Annotated in this window: 18 protein-coding genes, 1 tRNA gene and 1 pseudogene; 9 read left to right on the top strand and 11 right to left on the bottom strand. The window is 73.2% G+C overall.

From position 1 onward, the window contains the following. The first annotated feature begins 186 nt into the window (after positions 1-186). A complete protein-coding gene (locus ACZ6TV_RS51365; protein ID WP_465308348.1) occupies positions 187-2,994 on the top strand; it encodes a GH92 family glycosyl hydrolase in 2,808 nt (935 codons plus the stop codon). A 175-nt stretch (positions 2,995-3,169) separates the two neighbouring features. After that, on the top strand, positions 3,170-4,498 hold the full coding sequence (locus tag ACZ6TV_RS51360; protein ID WP_465308346.1) for a ricin-type beta-trefoil lectin domain protein: 1,329 nt from the start codon (positions 3,170-3,172) through the stop codon (positions 4,496-4,498). 7 nt (positions 4,499-4,505) lie between these two features. On the opposite strand, the gene ACZ6TV_RS51355 is transcribed toward ACZ6TV_RS51360, so the two are convergent. Together ACZ6TV_RS51355 and ACZ6TV_RS51350 are read right to left on the bottom strand one after the other, a co-directional pair. After that, positions 4,506-4,961: a hypothetical protein gene (locus tag ACZ6TV_RS51355; protein ID WP_465308344.1), complete on the bottom strand. Its 456-nt coding sequence runs from the start codon at positions 4,959-4,961 to the stop codon at positions 4,506-4,508. Then, complete coding sequence (locus tag ACZ6TV_RS51350) at positions 4,958-5,443, bottom strand: hypothetical protein (protein ID WP_465308342.1); 486 nt, start codon at positions 5,441-5,443, stop codon at positions 4,958-4,960. The genes ACZ6TV_RS51355 and ACZ6TV_RS51350 overlap by 4 nt, the downstream gene beginning before the upstream one ends. A 69-nt stretch (positions 5,444-5,512) precedes the next feature. Here ACZ6TV_RS51350 and ACZ6TV_RS51345 point away from each other — a divergent pair, with 69 nt between their 5' ends. The 4 genes from ACZ6TV_RS51345 to ACZ6TV_RS51330 are packed head-to-tail and all read left to right on the top strand — an operon-like array spanning position 5,513 to position 11,262. Beyond that, a complete protein-coding gene (locus ACZ6TV_RS51345; protein WP_465308341.1) occupies positions 5,513-6,037 on the top strand; it encodes a DinB family protein in 525 nt (174 codons plus the stop codon). 54 nt (positions 6,038-6,091) lie between these two features. After that, positions 6,092-8,803: a CHAT domain-containing protein gene (locus ACZ6TV_RS51340; protein ID WP_465308339.1), complete on the top strand. Its 2,712-nt coding sequence runs from the start codon at positions 6,092-6,094 to the stop codon at positions 8,801-8,803. Between the two features lie 10 nt (positions 8,804-8,813). Continuing rightward, positions 8,814-10,748, top strand: coding sequence for a hypothetical protein (locus ACZ6TV_RS51335; protein ID WP_465308337.1), 1,935 nt, complete (start codon positions 8,814-8,816; stop codon positions 10,746-10,748). A 34-nt stretch (positions 10,749-10,782) separates the two neighbouring features. Further along, complete coding sequence (locus ACZ6TV_RS51330) at positions 10,783-11,262, top strand: NUDIX hydrolase (protein ID WP_465308335.1); 480 nt, start codon at positions 10,783-10,785, stop codon at positions 11,260-11,262. Here the strand turns inward: ACZ6TV_RS51330 and ACZ6TV_RS51325 are convergent. Next, complete coding sequence (locus tag ACZ6TV_RS51325) at positions 11,247-11,621, bottom strand: Mth938-like domain-containing protein (RefSeq protein ID WP_465308333.1); 375 nt, start codon at positions 11,619-11,621, stop codon at positions 11,247-11,249. The two genes, ACZ6TV_RS51330 and ACZ6TV_RS51325, sit on opposite strands and share 16 nt — an antisense overlap. A 76-nt stretch (positions 11,622-11,697) precedes the next feature. On the opposite strand from ACZ6TV_RS51325, the gene ACZ6TV_RS51320 reads away from it, so the two are divergent. Next, a complete protein-coding gene (locus tag ACZ6TV_RS51320) occupies positions 11,698-12,339 on the top strand; it encodes a lipoprotein (protein ID WP_465308331.1) in 642 nt (213 codons plus the stop codon). A gap of 791 nt (positions 12,340-13,130) precedes the next feature. Here the strand turns inward: ACZ6TV_RS51320 and ACZ6TV_RS51315 are convergent. The 6 genes from ACZ6TV_RS51315 to ACZ6TV_RS51290 all read right to left on the bottom strand — a co-directional run bounded on the left by ACZ6TV_RS51315 (position 13,131) and on the right by ACZ6TV_RS51290 (position 19,090). Beyond that, positions 13,131-13,204, bottom strand: a tRNA-Ala gene (locus ACZ6TV_RS51315). 65 nt (positions 13,205-13,269) lie between these two features. Further along, complete coding sequence (gene sepX, locus ACZ6TV_RS51310) at positions 13,270-14,025, bottom strand: divisome protein SepX/GlpR (RefSeq protein ID WP_465308329.1); 756 nt, start codon at positions 14,023-14,025, stop codon at positions 13,270-13,272. A 144-nt stretch (positions 14,026-14,169) separates the two neighbouring features. Continuing rightward, positions 14,170-14,784, bottom strand: coding sequence for a GNAT family N-acetyltransferase (locus tag ACZ6TV_RS51305; RefSeq protein ID WP_465308327.1), 615 nt, complete (start codon positions 14,782-14,784; stop codon positions 14,170-14,172). After that, positions 14,781-16,076, bottom strand: a complete 1,296-nt coding sequence (locus ACZ6TV_RS51300) for a molybdopterin molybdotransferase MoeA (protein ID WP_465308325.1) — start codon at positions 16,074-16,076, stop codon at positions 14,781-14,783. Before ACZ6TV_RS51300 ends, ACZ6TV_RS51305 begins: the two co-directional genes overlap by 4 nt. Then, positions 16,073-17,008 carry a UTP--glucose-1-phosphate uridylyltransferase gene (locus ACZ6TV_RS51295; protein WP_465308323.1) on the bottom strand — a complete coding sequence of 312 codons (936 nt, stop codon included), beginning with the start codon at positions 17,006-17,008 and terminating at the stop codon, positions 16,073-16,075. Before ACZ6TV_RS51295 ends, ACZ6TV_RS51300 begins: the two co-directional genes overlap by 4 nt. A 9-nt stretch (positions 17,009-17,017) precedes the next feature. Continuing rightward, positions 17,018-19,090, bottom strand: coding sequence for a GGDEF domain-containing protein (locus tag ACZ6TV_RS51290; protein ID WP_465308321.1), 2,073 nt, complete (start codon positions 19,088-19,090; stop codon positions 17,018-17,020). 71 nt (positions 19,091-19,161) lie between these two features. On the opposite strand from ACZ6TV_RS51290, the gene ACZ6TV_RS51285 reads away from it, so the two are divergent. Both ACZ6TV_RS51285 and ACZ6TV_RS51280 read left to right on the top strand, forming a co-directional pair. Beyond that, a complete protein-coding gene (locus ACZ6TV_RS51285; RefSeq protein WP_465308365.1) occupies positions 19,162-19,797 on the top strand; it encodes a 5-formyltetrahydrofolate cyclo-ligase in 636 nt (211 codons plus the stop codon). Between the two features lie 3 nt (positions 19,798-19,800). Beyond that, positions 19,801-19,893 (top strand): annotated as a pseudogene (locus tag ACZ6TV_RS51280) (FmdB family zinc ribbon protein); the annotation flags it as partial. Between the two features lie 62 nt (positions 19,894-19,955). Here the strand turns inward: ACZ6TV_RS51280 and ACZ6TV_RS51275 are convergent. After that, positions 19,956-20,159 carry a hypothetical protein gene (locus ACZ6TV_RS51275; RefSeq protein ID WP_465308371.1) on the bottom strand — a complete coding sequence of 68 codons (204 nt, stop codon included), beginning with the start codon at positions 20,157-20,159 and terminating at the stop codon, positions 19,956-19,958. A 140-nt stretch (positions 20,160-20,299) separates the two neighbouring features. After that, a complete protein-coding gene (locus tag ACZ6TV_RS51270; RefSeq protein ID WP_465308319.1) occupies positions 20,300-20,779 on the bottom strand; it encodes a MarR family winged helix-turn-helix transcriptional regulator in 480 nt (159 codons plus the stop codon). Positions 20,780-20,807 lie beyond the last annotated feature (28 nt).

Genomic DNA, 20,807 nt, shown 5'->3' with positions numbered 1-20,807 from the left:
CGAAAATTCGTGACGTCTGATCTTTCGGACCCGGACGATCGGCGGTTTTCCGGCCTTGGGCACCCCTGCTCCCACGAGTCTCGGAGGTCGCCTTCGATGAAAAGAATGTGCCAACGATGTCAACGGCGTTGACCTGCGGCTACAGATACTCATAGTTTTCACATCCTTGGATGGATGGGAGGCACTATGAGGACAGCACGAAGCGGGCGGGCGCTCGTCGTGACGACGTTGCTGGTGGGCGCCGTCGGGGCACCCCTGGCGGCGTCCGCACCGGCGCTCGCGGTCACCAACCCGGCCGGTTACGTCAACACGCTCGTCGGCACCAACGGCGGCGAGACGTTCCCGGGCGCCGACACGCCCTACGGGATGGTGCAGTGGAGCCCGGAGAACACCGCCGGCAACCAGACCCGCACGGTCCGGCCCGGCGGCTACGGGTACAACACCACCCGGACGCGAGGCTTCAGCCTCACCCACATGTCGGGCACGGGCTGCGCCGGCGGGTCCGGTGACATCCCCTTCATGCCGCACGTCGGCACCGTGGGGTCGTCGCCGTCCGCGGACACCACCGACGCCACGTACGCGAGCGGCTTCTCGCACAGCAACGAGACCGCGACCGCCGGCTACTACCGGGTGGGGCTCAACTCCGGGGTCAACACCGAGCTGACCGCGACGACCCACACCGGCTCGGGGCGCTTCACGTACCCGACCGGCAGCACCGCGTCGATGCTGGTGCGCACCTCCAACTCGGAGGTCGGCAGCAGCGCGGCGACGGTGAACATCGACGCCGCGAACCGCACCATCAGCGGCTCGGTGACCAGCGGCAACTTCTGCGGCTACATCAACGCCGTCGGCCGGCGCAGCTACTACACGCTGCACTTCACCGCCGTGTTCGACAAGCCGTTCGCCAGCGTCGGCACGTGGCAGGACAACGCGCTGCGCCCCGGCACGACGAGCGCGTCCGGCGGCACCACCTACGGCACCGACGGCTGGCCGGTGGCCGGCCGGGGCTCCGGCGGCTACGTCACGTTCGACCTCAGCCAGGGCACCGCGGTCGGGGTGCGGGTCGGCATCTCGTACGTGAGCCAGGCCAACGCGCAGGCGAACCTCGCCGCCGAGAACCCGGCCGGGACCACCTTCGACACGGTCCGCCAGCGGGCCACCGACGCGTGGAACGCCGAGCTCGGCCGCATCGACGTCACCGGTGGCACCACCACCCAGCTGCAGACGTTCTACTCCGCGCTGTACCACGCGATGCTGCACCCGAACGTGTTCAGCGACGTCAACGGCCAGTACGTCGGCATGGACCAGCAGGTGCACACGGCGGCGAGCGGGCACAAGCAGTACGCCAACTTCTCCGGCTGGGACGTCTACCGCGGGCAGGTCCAGCTGGTCACGCTGCTACGACCCGACATCGGCGCCGACATCGCCCAGTCGCTGCTCAACCAGGCCAACCAGAACGGCGGCGTCTGGGACCGCTGGACCCACAACCAGGGCGGCACGCACGTCATGACCGGCGACCCGGCGCACGCGGCGGTGCCGAGCATCTACGCGTTCGGCGGCACCGGCTTCGACGCCACCGGCGCGCTCAACTCGATGGTGACCGCCGCGACCACCGTCACCGCCGCGGACCTGAGCCGCGACGGCTGGAACGTCATGGTCGTCGGCGAGCGGCCGTCGCTGGACAAGTGGCTGTCGATCAACTACATCCCGACCAACGGCAACGCGTGGGGCGGCGCCGGCGAGACCCTCGAGGTCTCCGTCGCCGACTTCGGCGTCTCGCAGCTCGCCGCGCGGCTGGGCAGCACGAGCACCGCGTCGCAGTTCCTGGCCAGGTCGCAGTACTGGAAGAACGTCTTCAACCCGGCCAACGGCGGGTACATTCAGAACCGCAACGACAACGGCACATGGCCCTCGTTCTCGCCGGGCAGTGACAGCGGGTTCGCCGAGGGCAGCGCCGCGCAGTACACCTGGATGGTCCCGCACAACGTGCGCGGCCTCTTCGACCGGATGGGCGGCAACGCCACCGCCGTCAGCCGGCTGGACAGCTTCTTCCACAACAGCGACGGCAGCTGGGCGCTCACCGGCGCCGGCGGCACGAAGTCCGAGATGGACAACGAGCCGTCGATCTGGGTGCCGTGGCTCTACAACTTCGCCGGCCGCCCCGACAAGGCGCAGCAGACCATCCGCCAGACGCTCAACGCGCTGTGGGCGCCGACCCCGTCCGGCATCCCCGGCCAGGACGACCTGGGCGCGATGTCGGCGTGGTACGTGTGGTCCGCGATGGGCATCCACCCGCTCACCCCGGGCCGCTCCGAGCTGCTGGTGTCCGCGCCGCTCTTCCCCGGCGTCACGATCAACCGGGGCAACGGCAAGACGATCAGCATCACCGCGCCCGGTGCGGCCACGTACGTGCAGAGCCTCACCGTCAACGGCGCCGCCTCCAACCGGGCGTGGCTGCCGGAGTCCTTCGTCGCCAACGGCGGGACCCTGGCCTTCACGGTCGGCACCACCGCCACGACGTGGGGCAGCGCCGTCGCCGACGCACCGCCGTCGTTCGACACCACGTCGACGCCGCCGTCGACGAACCTCGCGCTGAACCGGCCCGCCACCGGCTCCGCCGCCTGCAACACCAACGAGGGCCCCGCCAAGGCCGTCAACGGCAGCGTCTCCGGCGGCACCAGCGACAAGTTCTGCTCGACCGCGGCGACCAAGTACCTCCAGGTCGACCTCGGCTCGTCGAAGGCCCTCAAGTCGGTGACGGTCCGCCACGCCGGCGCCGGCGGCGAGAGCGCCACCTGGAACACCCGCGACTTCGACCTGCAGGTCTCCTCCGACGGCACCACGTGGACCACGGTCGCCCAGGTCCGCGGCAACACGGCGAACGTCTCGTCGCACACGTTCACCGCCACCGCCCGCTACGTCCGCATGAACGTCATCGCGGCGGAGCAGAGCTCCAACGGCGCGACCCGCATCTACGAGTTCGAGGTGTACTGAGCTCCTCCGGCCGGCCCCGCCTCGGTGCGGGGCCGGCCGCCTTATGCGGGCCTTAAAGCGATCTCTTGTCGGTCTTTGCGTGTTGACCGCGCGGCAGTGATGGGCTTAGTTTTCATCCACATCGATCTTCGATGAAAATTCCGACCGCCAACGGAATGCTTCGGGAGGCTTCACCATGCCCATCAGCCATGCCCTGTCACGGCCCGCGCTGGGTGCCGCGGCGCTGGTCCTCGCGACCGCGCTCGGTGCCGTCGCGGTGACCGCCGCGACCACCGGCCAGGCCGGCGCGGCCGCGAACAGCTGCGGCAACGTGTTCGACGACTTCAACTACGCCTCGTCCGCCGACGCCGGCTTCACCGGCCACGGCTGGGTGCCGCGCGGCAACGCCGGCGGGCCCGGTGTCCCGGGCGCCACCTGGTCGCCGGCGCAGATCACCTTCCCCACCTCCGGCGGGCAGAAGGTCATGCAGCTGACCGCGTCGACCAACGGCACCGGCGCCGGGACCAGGCACGCCGAGGTGTACTCCGCGCAGAAGCGCTACTTCGAGGGCACCTACGCCAGCCGGGTCCGCTTCACCGACACCCCGACCGCCGGCAACGACGGCGACCACGTCAACCAGACGTTCTTCGCCATCAGCCCGCTCAACGGCGACCTCGACCCCACCTACAGCGAACTGGACTTCTCCGAGTACCTGCCGAACGGCGGCTGGGGCGAGACCGGCCCGATCAACTACCAGACGAGCTGGTACACGTACCGCAACGAGCCGTGGCTCGCCGACAACACCCACTCCGAGCAGCGGCGCAGCTACGACGGCTGGCACGACCTGGTGGTCCAGGTGTCCGGCGGGCACGTCAAGTACCACATCGACGGCGTCCTGGTGGGCGACCACTCGGGCAAGTTCTACCCGCGGCAGACGATGACCGTGAACTGGAACCTGTGGTTCATCGACACCGCCACCCACACCGGCGGCACGTCCACCTACGTCCAGCAGGTCGACTGGTTCCTGTTCGCCCGCAACCAGGTCCTGTCACCGGCCGCCGCGACCGCGCAGGCGCTCGCGTACCGCAACGCCGGCACCACGTTCACCGACACCTTCGACACCGCGCCGCCGTGCGGCTCCACCGGCACCGCCCGCCCGATCATCGGCAACGGCAGCAACCGCTGCATCGACATCCCGTCCTCCAACGCGGTCGACGGCAACCGGCTGCAGATCTGGGACTGCAACGGCACCGGCGCGCAGCAGTGGACGTTCAACGCGGACGGCTCGGTGCGGGCGCTCGGCAAGTGCATGGACGTCTCCGGCGGCGGCACCGCCGACGGCACGGTCGTGCAGCTGTGGACGTGCAACGGCACCGGCGCCCAGAAGTTCACCCTGACCGCCGCCGGCGACTTGGTGAACACGCAGGCCAACAAGTGCGTCGACGTGCAGAACGTGGCCACCGCCAACGGCTCGAAGCTGCACATCTGGACCTGCAACGGGGCCGGCAACCAGAAGTGGCACTAGTTCGCTGTCACGCGCGGCGGGTGCGGTCCTCCGCGCCCGCCGCGCTCCTGAACGGGGACCGCTCCCAGCAGTACGGGTGGTCGGCGAGGACGAGGGTGCTCCAGCCGCCGCCCATGCAGTGCGGGCCGCTGTGCAACTCGCCGACCAGCTCGTGCCAGCGGTCCTGGTCCTCGTACTTCAGCAGGGCGGCGGCGTCGACGACCACGACGTACTGGCGCAGCGACGCGGCCCGGTCGCCGATCGCCTCCAGCAGCTCGTGCCAGCCACGGCTCGCCGCGTAGGGCAGCTGCAGCACGCCGACGAGGTGCTCGACGGTCCGCGCGACGGTGGTGCAGGCGGCGCCCAGCACCAGCCGCACGTCCGCCTCGACCTCGAACCCGGCCGTCTCGACCTCGTCCACGAGGTCCTGATACCGGTCCGGGCCCGACTCGACGGCGACGACCCGCCCGCGCACGTCCTTCACCGCCGCCTCGCTTCCCTGGTGGCGCCCCGCGGCCAGCGCACGTCCACCGGTAGCCGGCGCTGCAGCGCCTCCGCCACGAACGCGCCGGTGCCGCCGCGCAGCGCCGCCGATCCCCCGTCCCAGACGGCGATGAGCCGGTCGCAGGTGTCGAGGATGTAGCGGTTCGCCGCCTCGTACGACGCCCGCCGCTCGCTGACGGGCCGCATGACCTTGACCGTCTCGGCCGCCGCCAGCAGGGCGTCGAACGCGGCGCGGTGCTCGGGCCGGACCATGGCGCCGGCGTAGTCGGCGGAGGGCAGCACCACTTCGAGGGCGCCGCCGAGCTCCAGGACGACCTCCGCGAAGACCGTGTCGGCGCCGCGGGCGAGGCAGCTCACCCCGGTCAGCCCCGCCGCCGGCAGCGCGGTCCGCAGGTCTGCCCGGACCAGCTCGACGGTCGCCGCGGTCAGGTTCATGTGCCCGGTGATCCCGATGCGTTGCACGGCACCAGCATGCCAGTGTTTTCGAGGTGGCCCTGTCCCCCGGACCCCCGCCCGCCGAGCATGGGCTTCATGGACATCCCCGACGCGTTCGCGCTGCTGGCCCGCACCCCTTCGGCGGTCTCCGCCCTGCTGCCCGGCCTGCCGGACGAGTGGCTGCACCGCGACGACGGCCCGGACACCTGGAGCGCGTACGCCATCGCCGGGCACCTCCTGCACGGCGACGAGACGAACTGGCTGCCCCGCATCCAGCTGATCGTCGAGCACGGCACCGGCCGTACCTTCGAACCCTTCGACCGGGTCGCGATGCTCTCGTGGGACCGCGAGCCGGTCGCCGGCCTGCTCGACCGCTTCCACTCGGTGCGGGCCCGCGCGCTGGAGCACCTCTCCTTCCTGACCCCGCCCGACCTGGCGCTGACCGGCACCCATCCCGAGTTCGGCACGGTCACGCTGGCGCAGGTGCTGTCCGCGTGGGTCGCCCACGACCTGACCCACCTGGCCCAGATCGCCGAGGTCCTGGCCGGCCGCTACCGCGCCGAGGTCGGCCCGTACCGCCGCTACATGCCCGCCCTGGAGCGCTTCGCCCCCGCCGAGTGACGCCCCCGGTGTCCGTCAGTTACCGCACGGAGCTGACTGACCACGGGAGGAACCATGGGCGGCACGGACATCGCGGCCCGCCGCGACACCATCGCGCGGGCCGCGGCCGGCGACGGTGACCTGGACGCCGCCATCGCCGACCTGCTCAGCCTGCCCGCGTTCCCGGGGCGCGGCACCCTCGCCGCGCTGCTGCTCCAGGCGGTCCTCTGCGGCGAGCCGCTCAGCGGCACCTTCCGGCTCCGCAAGATCGCCCCGCTCCTGGCGCTGGCGGACGGCGACCCGCCGCCGGATCCGCGGTGGCCGCGCCTGCGCGCCGCCGCCCGCGCCGCGAAGATCGCCGGCGACGCCGCCGAGCGGGAGATCACCGACCCGAAGGCGGCGATGGCCGAGCTCGACCGGATCGAGGTCGAGGCCGACGGGCACCCCATCGCGACGATGTACATCAGGTCCGCCCGCGCCGGCATCGCGGTGCTGCTGTCGATCCAGCACGGCGACGTGACCCTGCCGGCCTCGTTCGCCACCGACACCGAGCACATGCGCCAGGTGACCCAGGGCCATCCGATGGGCGCCGCGCTCGGCGAGATGCTCGACGCCGCCACCGCGGTGCTGACCGCCAACCAGCAGGACGGCGACGTGTTCGCGGCGATGGACCGGATGGCCGGCCTCGCGGCGCGGTTCCCCGAGGGGTCGGACCTGCGGACCGCGGTGGAGCGGGCGACGGCCATGATGTCGCCGTTCCGCGATGTCGTGGGCGGCGCCGGCGGCCGGATCACCGACGAGCAGCTCGCGACCATGGAGCGGCTCACCACCGGCAGCGGGCTGGGCACCGCCGACAGCGCGCTGTATCACGCCATGACGGGCGGCGCGCTGCTCGGCGCCGGCGCCGAGACCGACCCGGCCCGCATCGCGCAGGGCATCGGGCACTTCCGCACCGCCGTCTCGCTGACCCCGCCCGGCCACCCCCAGCGGGTGGCCGTCCTGCAGGGACTGGCACTCGGGCTGACCCGGCGCAACGAGCTGACCAACTCGCTCGCCGACGTCGACGAGACGATCATCGTGCTGGAGGAGGCACTCGCGGCGGCCGGCGGCCCGGCGCACCCGCTGTGGTCCGACCTCAACGAGATGCTCGCGCACACCCAGCGGCGGCGCGGCGTGGCCGACCCGCACCTGCGGGCGCTCGACGGCCTGCGGGCGAACACGTGGCGGGTGCTGCTGCAGCCGACCCTGGCCGGCGCCCACGTCGCGGCGCGCCGCGCCGCCCGCGACGCGCTGGAGGCGGCGCGGATCTGCCTGGCCGACAACCATCCCGACGACGCGATCCGCGCGCTGGACCTGGGCCGGGGGCTGGCGCTGTACGCGGCGACCGAGCGGCAGGACGTGCCCACCCGGCTGATCGAGTCCGGCCACGCCGACCTCGCCGAGCGGTGGCGGACGGCGAGCGCCGACCACCTGCCGGAGGAGGTGCGCCGGGAGATCCTCGGCGTACTGACCGCCGAAGGCCCCTCGGCGCAGCTGCTGGACGCGCCCTCCATCGCCGACATCCGCGAGGCGCTCGCCACGCTGGACATCGACGCGCTGGTCTACCTGATGCCCGCCGACCCGCCCCAGCCCGGGTTCGCCGTCATCGTGCCGGTCGCCGGCCGGGTGGCGTACTGCGCGCTGCCGAACCTCGGCGTCACCGACGAGATGGCGGTCGAGCAGTTCTTCGCGGCCATCTCCGTCCGCGGCCCCGGCCCGCGCGACGCCGAGGCCGATTCCGCCGGCGGTCTGCGCGACTTCGAGGCCGCGGCCGCGCCGCCCGGGACGACGATGGCCGAGAGCGTCGCGAGGGTCTGCGGATGGGCCTGGCACGCGGCGATCGGTCCGCTGTACGAGCGGTACCTCGCCGGCATCCACCCCGACGGCGACCGGCCGCCGCGGGTCGTGCTGGTGCCGACCGGTGAGCTGGCCCGCATCCCGTGGCAGGCCGCCCGCCGGCCGGACGGCACCTACGCCGTGCAGCTGCTCGCGCTGTCCCAGGCCGTCTCCGCCCGCCTGCTGTGCCGCACCGCCCGGCTGGCGCCCGTGCCGCCCTCGCCGGTCGGTCTCGTCGTCGGCGACCCGGACCCCGGCACCAAGGGCCTCGACCTGCCCGCCGCCCGGATCGAGGCGTTCGCCATCCACCGCGACTTCTACTGGGGCGGCCGCTACCTCGGCCGCCGGCCGGACTCGCGGCCCGGCCCGGCCGGCACCGCCGAGGAGGTCCGCGCCTGGATCAGGAGCACAGGCCCGGCGGCCGGGACGACGCTGCACCTCGCGTGCCACGGCTTCGTCAGCGCGGACCCGCGGTCGGCGACCTCGTACCTGCTGCTCGCCGGCGGCGAACGGCTGGCCGCGGAGGAGCTCGTCGAGCTGCTCACCGGCGTGCCGGACCGGGCGATCGGTCTCGTCGTGCTCGCCGCGTGCCGGACCGGCCAGGCGATGAGCGGCTACGACGAGGCCTACAGCCTGGGCACCGCGTTCCTCGCGGGCGGCGTCCGCTCGGTGCTGTCGACCCAGTGGAGCATCCCGGACGCCGCGACGTCGGCGCTGATGTTCATGTTCCACCACTACCTGATGACCGAGCGGTACCCGGCGCGCGACGCCCTGCGGCAGGCGCAGCTGTGGATGCTCGACCCGCGGCGACGGATCCCGGAGCGGATGCCGGAGCAGCTCCGCGCACAGCTGACCAGGTCCGACCTGGGCGACGTCGTCGCCTGGGCCGGCTTCGTCCACTGGGGACAGTGAGGGAGAACCGGTGAACCAGACCGCCGCCGCGTTGCAGGAGCAGCTCAAGGGCCTGCGCGACGCCGAACGTACGACGCCGCTGCTGAAGCTCGGCCAGATCAGGTTCGACGAGTACTGGCGGGCCGGCCCCGGCAGCCCGGGCGCGCTGCCGGCGCTCAACGCCGCGATCCAGGCGTTCGACGAGGCGTACGGCTACATCGATCCGGCGGACACGCTGCGCGGGACGGTCGCCGCGACCCTCGGCTGGCTCCTCGGCGCCCGCAGCCTCGCGCACGCCGGTCCGCCGCGTGACCGCGACACGGGCATCCACGTGCTGCGGGAGGCGCTGTCCTTCCCGACCCTGACCGGCCCGCACCGGTCCGGCGCCGACCTCATGCTCGGCCAGCTGTACATGGGCCGCGTCACCGCCGCGATGAACCCCACCGACATGGCCTCGGCCATGCGCGGCGGCACGGCGCCCGGCGGCGCAGGCGACGCCGAGCGGGCCGTCGAGTGCTTCCGCCGGGTCGCGGACGGCAGCACGGTCAACACCGAGATGCGCGACATGGCCCGCATGATGCTGGAGATGGCGGAGGCCCTGCAGTCGCTGATGGGCGGCTTCGGCAAGGGACTGGGCGGCTTCGACCTGAGCCGGATGGCCGACATGGTCAACGTGATGCAACGCGTCCAGCAGCAGGGCGGCCGCTTCTCCGCCCGGCCCGGCATCGTGCCGATCCCGCCGCTGTTCGACGCCGAACGGGTCGCGAACGACGACCCGCTGCTGCGCCCCGTCGCCGTCGTCGAGCACGGCGACCTGCCCGCCCCGGCGGTCCCCCGCCCCCGCACCCCGGTCGAGCCGGACGCCACCGCCGCCCGCCGCGAGCTCGGCGACCTGGACGCGCTGCTCGCCGCAGACGGGTCCGATGTGGACATCGACGAGCTCGTCGCCCTGGCCGCCACCGCCGTGCACGCCTCCGGCGACGCCCACGACCACCTGTTCCTGGCCGCCGCGCTGCACCTGCGCGACGACGGCGACGAGGACCGCGCCGCCGGACACCTGGCCACCGCCGCCGGCGGTCCCCTGCCCGACGAGGACCTGCCCGCCCTCGTGGAGCTGGCCGGCCGGCTGCGCCGCCCGGACCTGGCCGCGACCGCTCTCGCCCCGGCCGCCGCGGCCCTGCGCACGATCGGCGCCGACGCCCTCGCCCTGCCCGCCACCGGTCTCACCCTCCGTGCATCCGGTGACCTGCGGCCTTCCGGGCCCGCCGAAGGTCGCGTCCTCACCGCCGGCGACGGTCCCTGGTCGGTCGCCGGCATCGGCCAGCTCATGACGCTCGCCGCCCGCAAGCCCGCACCGGTCACCGAGAACCCCGTCTTCGTCGCCAACCCCCGCGGCGACCACGAACCCTCCGGCGTCGAGGCCATGCTGCTGCGCCGGATCTTCTACCCGCGCTCGACCGGCCTCGGCCGCACCATCGAGTACGTCGACGCCGCCGGCACCTCGGACGACCTGCGCGCCCACCTCGACGCCTCGCTGCTGCACCTGGCCTGCGGCATCACCCCCGCCGGCGCCCTGGAGCTGGCCAACGGCACCGAACTGCCCCTCACCCAGCTGCCCCCGGTCACCGGCGCCGGGCTGGTCGTCCTGCCCCCGCCCCGGCCCGGCACCACCCCGCCCGCCCTGTCCGTCGCCGACCTGTTCCTGGCCGCGGGCTTCACCGGCGTCGTCACCTGGCGGCACCACGTCCCGGACCCGGTCGCCGCCCTCATGCTCTTCGTCCTGCACTCGGCCCTGGCCGCGGACGGCCTGCCCGCCCCCGCCGCCGTCGAGGCCGTCCGCTCCTGGCTGGCGGACCCCGCCCGCACACCCCCGGACAACCTGCCGGCCTTCTACGCGTCGGCCGCCGCGGCCCCCGACCTCGCCGCCCCGCAGTACCGCTCGGCCCTGGCCCACCGCGGCATCTGAGACCGGCGCCGCTCACCCGTGCCAGAATCGGGAGGTGGCGAAGCTGAGCGCTGGACTCCTGCTGTACCGTCGCGGCGACCACGGACCCGAGGTGCTCATCGGGCACATGGGCGGGCCGTTCTGGGCCCGGAAGGACGCCGGCGGGTGGTCGATCCCGAAGGGTGAGCACGAGCCCGACGAGGACGCGCAGGCCGCCGCGCTGCGCGAGTTCACCGAGGAGCTCGGCGCCGCCCCGCCGGCCGGCTCGCCGACCGGGCTGGGCGAGGTCAAGCTCAGCGGCGGCAAGCTGGTCACCGTCTTCGCCCTGGAGGGCGACTTCGACGAGACCACCGCCGTCAGCAACACCTTCGAGATCGAGTGGCCGAAGGGCTCAGGCGTGCTGCGCGAGTTTCCCGAGCTGGACCGGGTCGCCTGGGTGCCGTTGGACGACGCCAGGACCAAGCTGACCAAGGGGCAGACCGTCTTCCTCGACCGGCTCCTGCAGCACCTGGAAGCGCCTCAGCAGGTCGAGTGAAACAGGCCGCCGACCGGCCCCTCACCGATGAGGTCGTTGTAGATCTCCACCGCCTCGGTCGTCTCGGCGACGTGCACGGTGACATCCTCGCTCTCGAGCAGCCGCAGCGTCGCCGGGTCGACACCCAGCCGCTCCTGCATGCCCCGCGACAGCACGACCGTGGTCGCCCCGTTGTCGAGCAGCTCCCGCACGTCCTCCGGCTGGATCCCGGGATCGTGGTCCGTGCCGGTCTCCCGCCAGTCCCAGGCCCGCCCGCCTCCCGGGTACACCTTGAAGTCCTTGCCGGTCCCGAGCCCTTCGATCTCCATCCGGCCCCAGGCCACACTCAGGATCCGCGGTGCCGGCTTCCAGTCGCCCATACCCACGGATCGTAGCCACTTCGCGCGGCCCTCGCGGGGCCACGGGCCGGCACCTCACCGTGCCAGAATCCGGGCCGTGCGCATCCCTCTGCTAGCCCTGCCGACCCTGGCCCTGCTCGCCGCCTGCACCGGCACCTCCACACCGGCTCCGGCCACTTCCGGAGCTGCCGCCGCTTCCGGAGCCGCCCCCGGCGGTGCAGCCGCTTCCGGAGCCGCTTCCGGAGCCGCTTCCGGGGGTGCCGCTTCCGGTTTCGATGACCCGCCCCCCGCGGCCGCGGCCGGCAAGATCGGCCCGGGCACGGCATGCCCGATCCCGGCGACCATCCCCACAGCCGCGAACTGGAAGCCCAAGGACGCCTCCTCCACCGGCCTCACCACCGGCGGCGTCACCCTCCGCTGCGAGATCGACGCCAAGCCGGCCGGCGTGGTCGGCTTCATCCGCGTGTACACCTACGACGGCACCGACCCGCGGCAGGCACTCACCGCAGCCCTGTCGACCCCCGGCCGCGGCGGCACGAAAACCACCGAACGCCAACTGACCATCGCCGGCACCCCCGCCACCGAAGCCAACCTCCGCGCCGAATCCAGCGGCCCCGGCCCCGGCCGCGCCTTCGCCGCCGGCGGCGTGGTCGTCATCTGGCGCGGCATCGACGCCGACGAGTTCAAGACCGGCCTGCCCGCCTACGTCCTGGCCAGAACCTCGCTCACGTTCGCCTGACCTCGAGCCGGGATTTTCTGTCGTACCCCCGTGCTTGAGTGTCCCCATGCACTTCACCACGGGGAACAAGAACACATCCGGCCACCTCTTCGACCAGGCAGAGCCGTCAAGGCACGACCAACGACCCCGGCGAGGACCACCCAACTGGCATGCGCCCGCTCCGAGGCCGACCGTCCGCCGCGCAGCCCGGCGACACATCGCAGCCTGCCTCCCATACGAGGCAGCCCGCCCCTGGCAGAACTGACCAGCACGAGCCGAGCCCCCACGACGGCCCAGAGGGTGCGGGAGGTGACCAGCTCGAGCCAAGCCCCCACGACGGCCCAGAGGGTGCGGGAGGTGACAGCGCGACCCGAGCCCCACGACGGCCTCGAGGGACACGCGCGGAGCAAACCTGCACCGCCCTCAGAGCAAGACGAAGCCGCCTACGGCGAGCAAAGCGACGCCGCAGCCCCACACACAACGACGAGGATGAGACGCCTCACACAACCCGAGCCCCCACGACGATCTCGAGGAGCCCGCCCAGAGCACAGCACCAACATGCTCGGGAGAAGCGAGCGGCCGAAGCAAAGCGGCCCACCACCCAAGAAAAGGCAAGGCGAAGCCGAAGCCAAAAGGCCACCGACCTGGGACACCTCAGAAAATCGGGGCAACCCCGCAACGGTCTTGAGGGGGCCGTGGGTGGAGCGAAGCTCCCCCACCAGGGAGCACGGCGAAGCCGTGCGCGGGGCCAAGTGGAGCCACAACGGCGAATCGGCGCAGCCGATGAGCAGGCTACGCCGATTGGCGGAACGTGGAGTTGAGGGGACTCGAACCCCTGACCCCCTCGATGCGAACGAGGTGCGCTACCAGACTGCGCCACAACCCCAGTCGGCCCGCCGGAGTGGGCCGGGCACAAGAGTAGCAAACGGTGGAGAGGGGGCGCGAATCAGATCACTGTCCTGAGGCCCGCGTGTCGTAGGGCTTGCCGCGGACGGCGCCGAGCGCGCCGAGCCGGGCGGCTTCGCGGCGGGCGCGGTCGCGTTCGGCGAGCTGGGCGGCGACGGCTTCCCGGCGCTGGGCGGCGCGGCGGAGTTGTTCGCGGCGGACCTGTGCCTGGCGGCGGGCGATCCAGGCGGCGTAGTGGGCTTCGCGGCGGCGCCGGCGCTGTTCAGTGAGGGCGCGGTTGCGCAGGTGGGCGACGTACGCGACGAGGAGGGCGCCGGTGACGGCGAAGCCGACCCAGAAGCCGCTGCTGACGAGGGCGACGCCGAGGAGCTCGACGAGGTTGAGCAGGACGAGGGCGAGCAGGACGCGGCGGCGCCGGTACATGGCCCGTGGTGCCCGGTGGGGGCGGCGCCGCCGGGCCGTGGACGGGACGACGCGCAGGGCCGCGGGCGCGGCCGCCCCGGAGCCGCCGCCGGGAGCGCCGGAGACGGAACCACCAGGGGTGGAAGCACCGGAGACGGGGGCGCCGGAGACGGTGCGGTGCACCACGGTGCGGGGCGGGTTGACGGGGCGGCGGCCGGGGATCGTCCGGCGGCGGCGGTCGCGGCGCATCCCGGCACGGGTCAGCACCCGTGCGGTTGACAACGCCCGCTCCGCCACCAGCCGCTCTGTGGCGTCGTACCGGCGCACCAGTGCGGGCGCCAAGGCTAGGAGCCCAGCAGCGGCAAGGACGGCGAGGAGCACCGAGGTCGGCACCCTCACGCCTCCTGTTCACACCTCACACGCCGGTCCCCCCAGGCGCGCGAGTCATCCAAGTCTGTGGAAGTTACAGCGTGGTAACTCCGACTCAGAACAGTACGGGTCGCGCAGCGTTACACCACGTCAACACGCAGGAGAAGGCAAAAACTACGCCGCGAGGACCTTGTGCCACCTGGCGAGCAGCCCGCCGTCGGAGGTGACGTCCTCGGTGGTCATGGCGTAGCCGAGATGGTCGCGCCAGTCGCCGTCGATGTGCAGGTAGCGGTGGTGGTAGGCCTCCTGGCGGAAGCCGAGCTTCTCCACGACGCGCCGGCTGGCGAGGTTGTCGGGCCGGATGTTGACCTCGATGCGGTGCAGGCCGCCGACGCTGAAGGCGTGGTCGACGACGAGGGCGAGCGCGGTCGGGGTGATGCCCTTGCCGGCGTGGCGGGAGTCGACCCAGTAGCCGGCGTAGCCGGAGCAGAAGGCGCGGCGCACGATGTTGCCGAGGGTGAGCTGGCCGACGAGCTGGTCGTCGTAGCAGACGGCGAAGGGCATCGCGCTGCCGCTGCGGGCGGCGCGGCGCAGGTCGGCGTGCACGGCGCGGAACGCGGCCGGGGAGTTGAGGTCGTGCCAGGTGCCGTACGGCGTGGGCTCCCACTTGGACAGCCACTGCTCGTTCGCGCGCCGGACCTCGGCCCAGGCGCGGGCGTCGGCGCGCCGGTAGGGCCGCAGGGTGACAGGGCCGTCGGTCAGGACCGCAGGCCATCCGGGCTGGCTCATCGCCGTCTATCCAACATGATGACGTCCACTGTAGAGCCGGCGGCCGCGCTGATCACCTTCTCGCCCAGGACCATGAGCCCGTTGGCGTCGGCGAGACCCGACAGCGTGTACGGGCCGCCGGCGAGCGGCATGACGGTGTACCCGCCGCCGCGGCGCTCGGTGATGTACGCGGGACGGAACTCCCGCATGCCCGACGGCGAGCTGACGGTCTCCAGCAGGTGCGCGCGGACGCTGGGCCGGAAGACCGGGTCGGCGCCGGCCAGGAGCTGGATGACGGGCCGGGCGAGCACCTCGAAGCCGATGAGCGCGGCGCCGGGGTCGCCGGGCAGGCAGACGATCGGCACGCCGTTGGCGCCGGCGGCGCCGCCGATGGTGCCGTAGCCGAGCGACGAGCACGGGTACACGGACAGGTCGGAGAACACGACCGAGCGGGACAGGATCCGCCGGACCATGTCGCCGGGGCCGGTGCCGGTGCCGCCGGTGGTGATGATGAGGTCGGCGCGCAGCATCTGGTCGTCGAGCAGGCCGCGCAGCCCTTCGGGGTCGTCGTCGCAGATGCCGACGCGGTACGCGTGGGCGCCGGCCTCCGCGGCGGCCGCGGTGAGCGCGTGGGAGTTGGCGTCGACGACCTGGCCGGGCTGGCTGGCGCGGCCGACGTCGACGAGCTCGTCGCCGGTGGCGATGACCACGACGCGCGGGCTGGGCCGCACCACGACGTGCCCGATGCCGCTGGCGGCGAGGACGGAGACGAGCGGCGGGGTGACGTAGGCACCGGCCCGGGCGAGCACGGCACCGGCGGGCAGTTCGTCGCCGGCGCGGCGCACCCCGTGGCCGCGTTTCGTCGGGTGGTACACCTCGACGGCGGCCATGCCCTGGTCGGTCATCCCCGGCGGGACGACCACGTCGGCGGACACGGGCATGAGGGCGCCCGCGGCGACGGAGAAGCAGGTGCCCGGGGTCAGCCGGACCGGCCGCCAGCTGGAGGCGACCAGGTCACCGACGACGCTGAGCCGGACCGGGCGGCCCGGCTGAGCGTCGCTGATGTCGTCGAACCGGGCGGCGTAGCCGTCGATCGCGGAGTGGTCGAACGCGGGCACCGGGCCCGGTCCGACCACGTCCTCGGCGAGCACGTTGCCGTGCGCGGCGGTGATCTCAAGGTCCAGCGGGGGCAACGGGCGCAGACCCCGGAGCACGCCGGCGAGATAGTCGGCGAGGGGGACGCGCGCGTTCGACCCGACGCCCGCGTCGCGCGCGGCGTCGTGGTGGGAGCCCGTCGCTGGAACCGCTGTCACCCGCGCAGGTCCTTCTCCACGAACTGGGTCAGCCACTGGGTGAACGCCGGGCCGAGGTCGCCGCGCTTGCACGCGAGCTGGACCACCGCCTGCAGGTATCCCAGGGGCATGCCGGTGTCGTACCGGGTGCCGCGGTAGACGATGCCGTGGACGGGTGTGCCCTCGGCGAGCAGCAGGGCCATGGCGTCGGTCAGCTGGATCTCGCCGCCCGCGCCGGGCCCGATGCGGCGGATCGCGTCGAACAGGGTGGGCGGCAGCACGTACCGGCCGATGACGGCGAGGTTGCTCGGCGCCTCCTCCGGCTTGGGCTTCTCGACCAGGCCGGTGACCTTGAGCACCTCGCCGGCCTCGGCGGTGAGGTCGGACGGGTCGACGGAGGCGATGCCGTAGCGGCTGGTCTCGTCGGGCTCGACCTCGATGAGGGCGAGGACGATGCCGCCGGTCTTCGCCTGCAGGTCGAGCATCGCTGGCAGCAGCGGCTCGGTCTCCTCGACGAACTCGTCGCCGAGCAGGCACGCGAAAGCTTCGTTGCCCACGTGGGACTCGCCGTAGGAGATGGCGTGGCCGAGCCCGAGGGGCTCGCCCTGCCGGCAGGTGTAGATCTCGGCGAGCTCGCTGGGGCGCACGACCGCGGCGAGCCGCTCGTCGTCGCCCTTCTCCGCGAGGCGCGCCTCCAGGTCTGGACGCCGGTCGAAGTGATCGACCATCGAGGTCTTGCCCCTGCCGGTGACCAGCAGGATGTCTCGGATGCCGGCTGCTGCCGCCTCTTCCACGATGTACTGCAGGACGGGCCGGTCGACGACCGGCAGCAGTTCTTTCGGCACGGCCTTGGTCGCCGGGAGGAAGCGGGTGGCCAGGCCCGCCGCCGGGATCACGGCTTTGACAGCCCGCTGGCGCGGCAGCGCGGGCTGGTGAGGAGTCGTGTCAGGCATGTGGCAAGGCTAGCCGCCGCGGCTCTGTCGTGGCGGTTGTGCGGCCTTTGGCGCGCCGGGCGTCACCTCCGCACTAGCCTTCACGGGCTCGTCCGGGAGCGGAACCGCCACGTCGGGCGCGATCTTGTAGGTGTCGCGGCCGCCGGCCTTGGCCGCGTAGAGGGCGTCGTCAGCGGCCTCCAGCACGGCGGCTCCGGTCGCGCCGTGCCGCGGGAACACCGCGATACCGATCGACACCGTCACCGGGATCCGCCGCGGCGCCTGTCCCGGTGTGGAGGAGATCACCAGGACCGGGGCGCGCCGGACGGCGGCGCCGAGCCGCTCGGCGAGCACCGCCGCGCCGGTCGCGTCGGTCTCCGGCAGCAGCACCACGAACTCCTCGCCGCCCTGCCGGAACGCGAAGTCGACCTCGCGGATCTCGGCCCGCAGGCGGCGGGCGAACTCGGCCAGCACCGCGTCGCCGGCGGCGTGCCCGTAGGTGTCGTTGACCTCCTTGAACCGGTCGAGGTCCAGGGCCAGCGCGGCGAGCGACCGGCCGAAGCGGCTGGCCCGCTCGACCTCGCGGCGCAGCGACTCGCGCAGGTACCGGTAGTTGGACAGCCCGGTCAGCGGGTCGGTGAGCGACAGCCGCTGCGCCTCCTCGTGCACCCGGACGTTGTCGACGGCGACCGCGGCCTGCCCGGCGAACGTCCGCAGCGTGATCAGGTCGGCGTCGTCGAACTCGTCGAAGCCGTGCCGGTCGTACAGGGCGAGCACCCCTCTGGCGGCGGGCGGCAGATCCGACTGGGGTTCCAGGCCGGTGGTCGGCCCGACGCCGGGCGCCGCGATCGGCACCGCGACGTAGGTGGCGCAGCGCGGCTCGGCGGGTGACAGCGCCGGCCCGTCCCGGTCGACGCGGCCGCGCCGCGGCTCGCCGGACGCCGCGACGGCCCCGAGCAGCCCATCGCCGAGCTGGAGGCGCAGGTCGCCGACGTCGGACCCGGCGAGCCCCTCGGCGACCTGGCCGCGCAGCTCCCCGCTGGCCGGGTCGACCATGAGCACCACGCCGGACTGGGCGCCGGTCGCGGCCGTCGCGGTCTGCAGGATGACCTGCAGGATCCGGTCGAGGTCGTGGGTGCCGGCGAGGGTGTCGCCGAGGACGCCGAGCTGCCCGCGCAGCTGGTCGCGGCTCGCGGTGAGGGCCTGCACGTAGCCCTGCATCTCGCGGGTCATCCGGTTGAACGTCTGCCCGAGCCGCCCGACCTCGTCCTGGCTGCGGACGGGCACCCGGGCGCTCAGGTCACCGTCGGCGACCCGCTCGACGGCCACGGCGAGCTCGGTCAGCGGGTGCGTGGTGGAGCGCGCCAGCCACCAGGCGACGCTGATCGCGACGACCCCGGCGCAGGCGACGACGGCGACGAGGACCGCGTAGAGCCCTCCCGTGTCGGGCTCCGGCACCGACAGCGCCAGGGTCAGCGGCTGCCCGGGCTGCGGGTCGAGCCGCCTGACCAGGCGCCCGCCGGGCGTGATGCCGGTGGCGCCGCTGTCGAGCTTGCGGGCGGTGCCGACCTCCTCGGAGTCGCCGGCGCCCGCGGCGAGGGAGTCGACGCGCACGCCGCCGGCCTCGGCCAGCCAGTCCAGCAGGGTGTCGTCGACGGGCTCGACCGCGTAGGCCCGGCCGATGCGCCGCGAGCTCGGGTCGAGCACGTCGACGGAGGCGGCGATCGCGGCGAACGGCGCGGCGGTCGGCGCGGCGCAGTCGGCCCACGGCTTCGGCGGCAGCGTGCCGGCGGTGGTGACGATGTTGCCGGCGGCGTCGCTGACCTCGACCGCGCGGGCGAGCCCGCGCACGACGGCGCGCTGGGCCGCGTCGGGCTGGTCACCGTCGGCGGTGACCATGGCCGTGGTCTCGGCGGCGAGCCGGAGCCGCTGGCAGGTGACGGCGAGGGCCGCCTCGACGTTCTGCGCGCCGGAGTCGAGCCGCTCCTTGGCCCGCTGCTCGGTGACCGCGGCGACGGCGATGCCGACGAAGACCGCGCCGAGCAGCACGGGACCGAGCACGACCGCCAGGAAGGCCGCGGTGAGCCGCGCCCGCAGCGTCACGTCCGTCCTCCCGTAGCTGTGTTTCTGCGATGCTGTCACAGATGAGGAGGATTTGAGCCTTGCCGTCTCCGGTGTCCCCGAAATCCGAGCTCCGATCGCACATCCGGTCCGCTCGCCGCGCCATGCCTCCCGACCAGCGGGACTTATCCGACAAGTCGCTCATTTCTGCTGTTTCCGCCATGGTACGGGCAGCGAGCGCGCGTTCCGTCGCCGCCTACGTGCCGCTGCCGTACGAGCCGGCCGGCGCGTCCATGGTCTCCGCCCTGTCCGCGCTGACGCCCCGGCTGCTCCTGCCGGTCCTGCTGCCGTCCCGCGATCTGGACTGGGCGGTGTTCGACGGGTCGCTCGCCGCCGGCCCGCTCGGCCTGTCCGAGCCGACCGGCCCCCGGCTGGGCGTCGACGCGGTCCGCTCCATCGACCTGATGCTGGTCCCCGCCCTCGCGGTGGGCCGGGACGGCACCCGCCTCGGCCAGGGCGGCGGCTCCTACGACCGGGTCCTCGCCCGCGTCACGGCCCCGACGGTCGCGCTGCTGCACCCGGGCGAGCTGCTGCCGTCGGTACCGGCGGAATCCCACGACCAGCGGGTCAGCGCCGCCCTCGTCGGCTCCGCCGCCGGGTATGAGACCGCCCACCTGGACTGGACGAAAGGATGTCCGATACCGCACTATTGGCACTCGATAGGGTTGAGTGCCAATGATGGAGGCTGAACGGTGCCTACCTACCAATACGCCTGCACGGCCTGCGGCCACCAGCTCGAGGCGGTGCAGTCCTTCACCGACGACGCACTGACCGAGTGCCCCGAGTGCCAGGGCCGCCTGCGCAAGCAGTTCTCCGCCGTCGGCGTGGTTTTCAAGGGCTCGGGCTTCTACCGCACCGACTCCCGCTCCTCCACGAAGTCCGGCGCCTCCTCATCATCTTCGGCGTCGTCCTCGTCGGACTCGTCCACGAAGTCGGACTCGAGCTCGTCCAGCTCGTCCACGCCAGCGTCGACCTCGTCGTCCTCGGACTCGAAGCCGGCCGCCTCCTCGGGCGCCTCGACGAAGTCCGCCTCCTCGACCGTCTGACCCACGCTCCACACGATCGGCGCAGCCCCCTCAGGGCTGCGCCTTTTCGCGTGTCCGGCGCAGCTGGCTCGCCGCACCCGACCGCCCTCGCCGAGCGCCACGCCCCGCGGCTCATGACCCACGCCCGGCGACGCCGGTCCGCAGGTCAGCCCGTCGCGCCGGTGTCGCGGGCGAGCCAGCCCGGCGTGTCGAAGCGCACCGGCTGGCGGCCCACCAGCACGGTCAGCTGTTCTTCGAGGTTGCGAAGCTCGGCGTCGCCGATCTGCTGGGCCCAGCGGGCGCGGAGCCGGTCGAAGATCGCCTCGCCCTGGCGCATCACGTCGAAGCCGAGGGCGGTGACCCGAAGGCGCTTGCGGCGGGCGTCGGCCGGGTCGGCGTCGCGGGCGACATAGCCGCGCTCCTGCAGCACGGCGATGGTCTTCGCCGCGGACTGTTTGGTGATCGACAGGCGGCGGCCCAGCTCAGAGGCGCTGTCGGCGCCCTCGGCGATCGCCCGCATGGCGAAGTCGTGAACGGGCCGCACGTCGTCGTAGCCGAGCTCGGCCAGCTCGGCGACGGCGGCGTCCACGAGGGCGCGGAACCCCCCGAGCAGCAGGAGCGCGAGATCGGCGCCGGAGCGGGACATACGCAGAGGCTACGACACGGACACTGGG

It is taken from the genome of Dactylosporangium sp. NPDC051087 (assembly GCF_055586325.1).
Note: the sequence above shows the minus strand (reverse complement) of the source record. Positions and strands in the feature narration are given on the sequence as shown.

Bases quoted from the DNA above. Each gene is read 5' to 3' on its own strand.
- ACZ6TV_RS51360 (WP_465308346.1), top strand. From the start codon at position 3,170: ATGCCCATCAGCCATGCCCTGTCACGGCCCGCGCTGGGTGCCGCGGCG.
- ACZ6TV_RS51365 (WP_465308348.1), top strand. From the start codon at position 187: ATGAGGACAGCACGAAGCGGGCGGGCGCTCGTCGTGACGACGTTGCTG.
- ACZ6TV_RS51305 (WP_465308327.1), bottom strand. From the start codon at position 14,784: ATGAGCCAGCCCGGATGGCCTGCGGTCCTGACCGACGGCCCTGTCACC.
- ACZ6TV_RS51345 (WP_465308341.1), top strand. From the start codon at position 5,513: ATGGACATCCCCGACGCGTTCGCGCTGCTGGCCCGCACCCCTTCGGCG.
- ACZ6TV_RS51270 (WP_465308319.1), bottom strand. From the start codon at position 20,779: ATGTCCCGCTCCGGCGCCGATCTCGCGCTCCTGCTGCTCGGGGGGTTC.
- ACZ6TV_RS51295 (WP_465308323.1), bottom strand. From the start codon at position 17,008: ATGCCTGACACGACTCCTCACCAGCCCGCGCTGCCGCGCCAGCGGGCT.
- ACZ6TV_RS51325 (WP_465308333.1), bottom strand. From the start codon at position 11,621: ATGGGCGACTGGAAGCCGGCACCGCGGATCCTGAGTGTGGCCTGGGGC.
- ACZ6TV_RS51340 (WP_465308339.1), top strand. From the start codon at position 6,092: ATGGGCGGCACGGACATCGCGGCCCGCCGCGACACCATCGCGCGGGCC.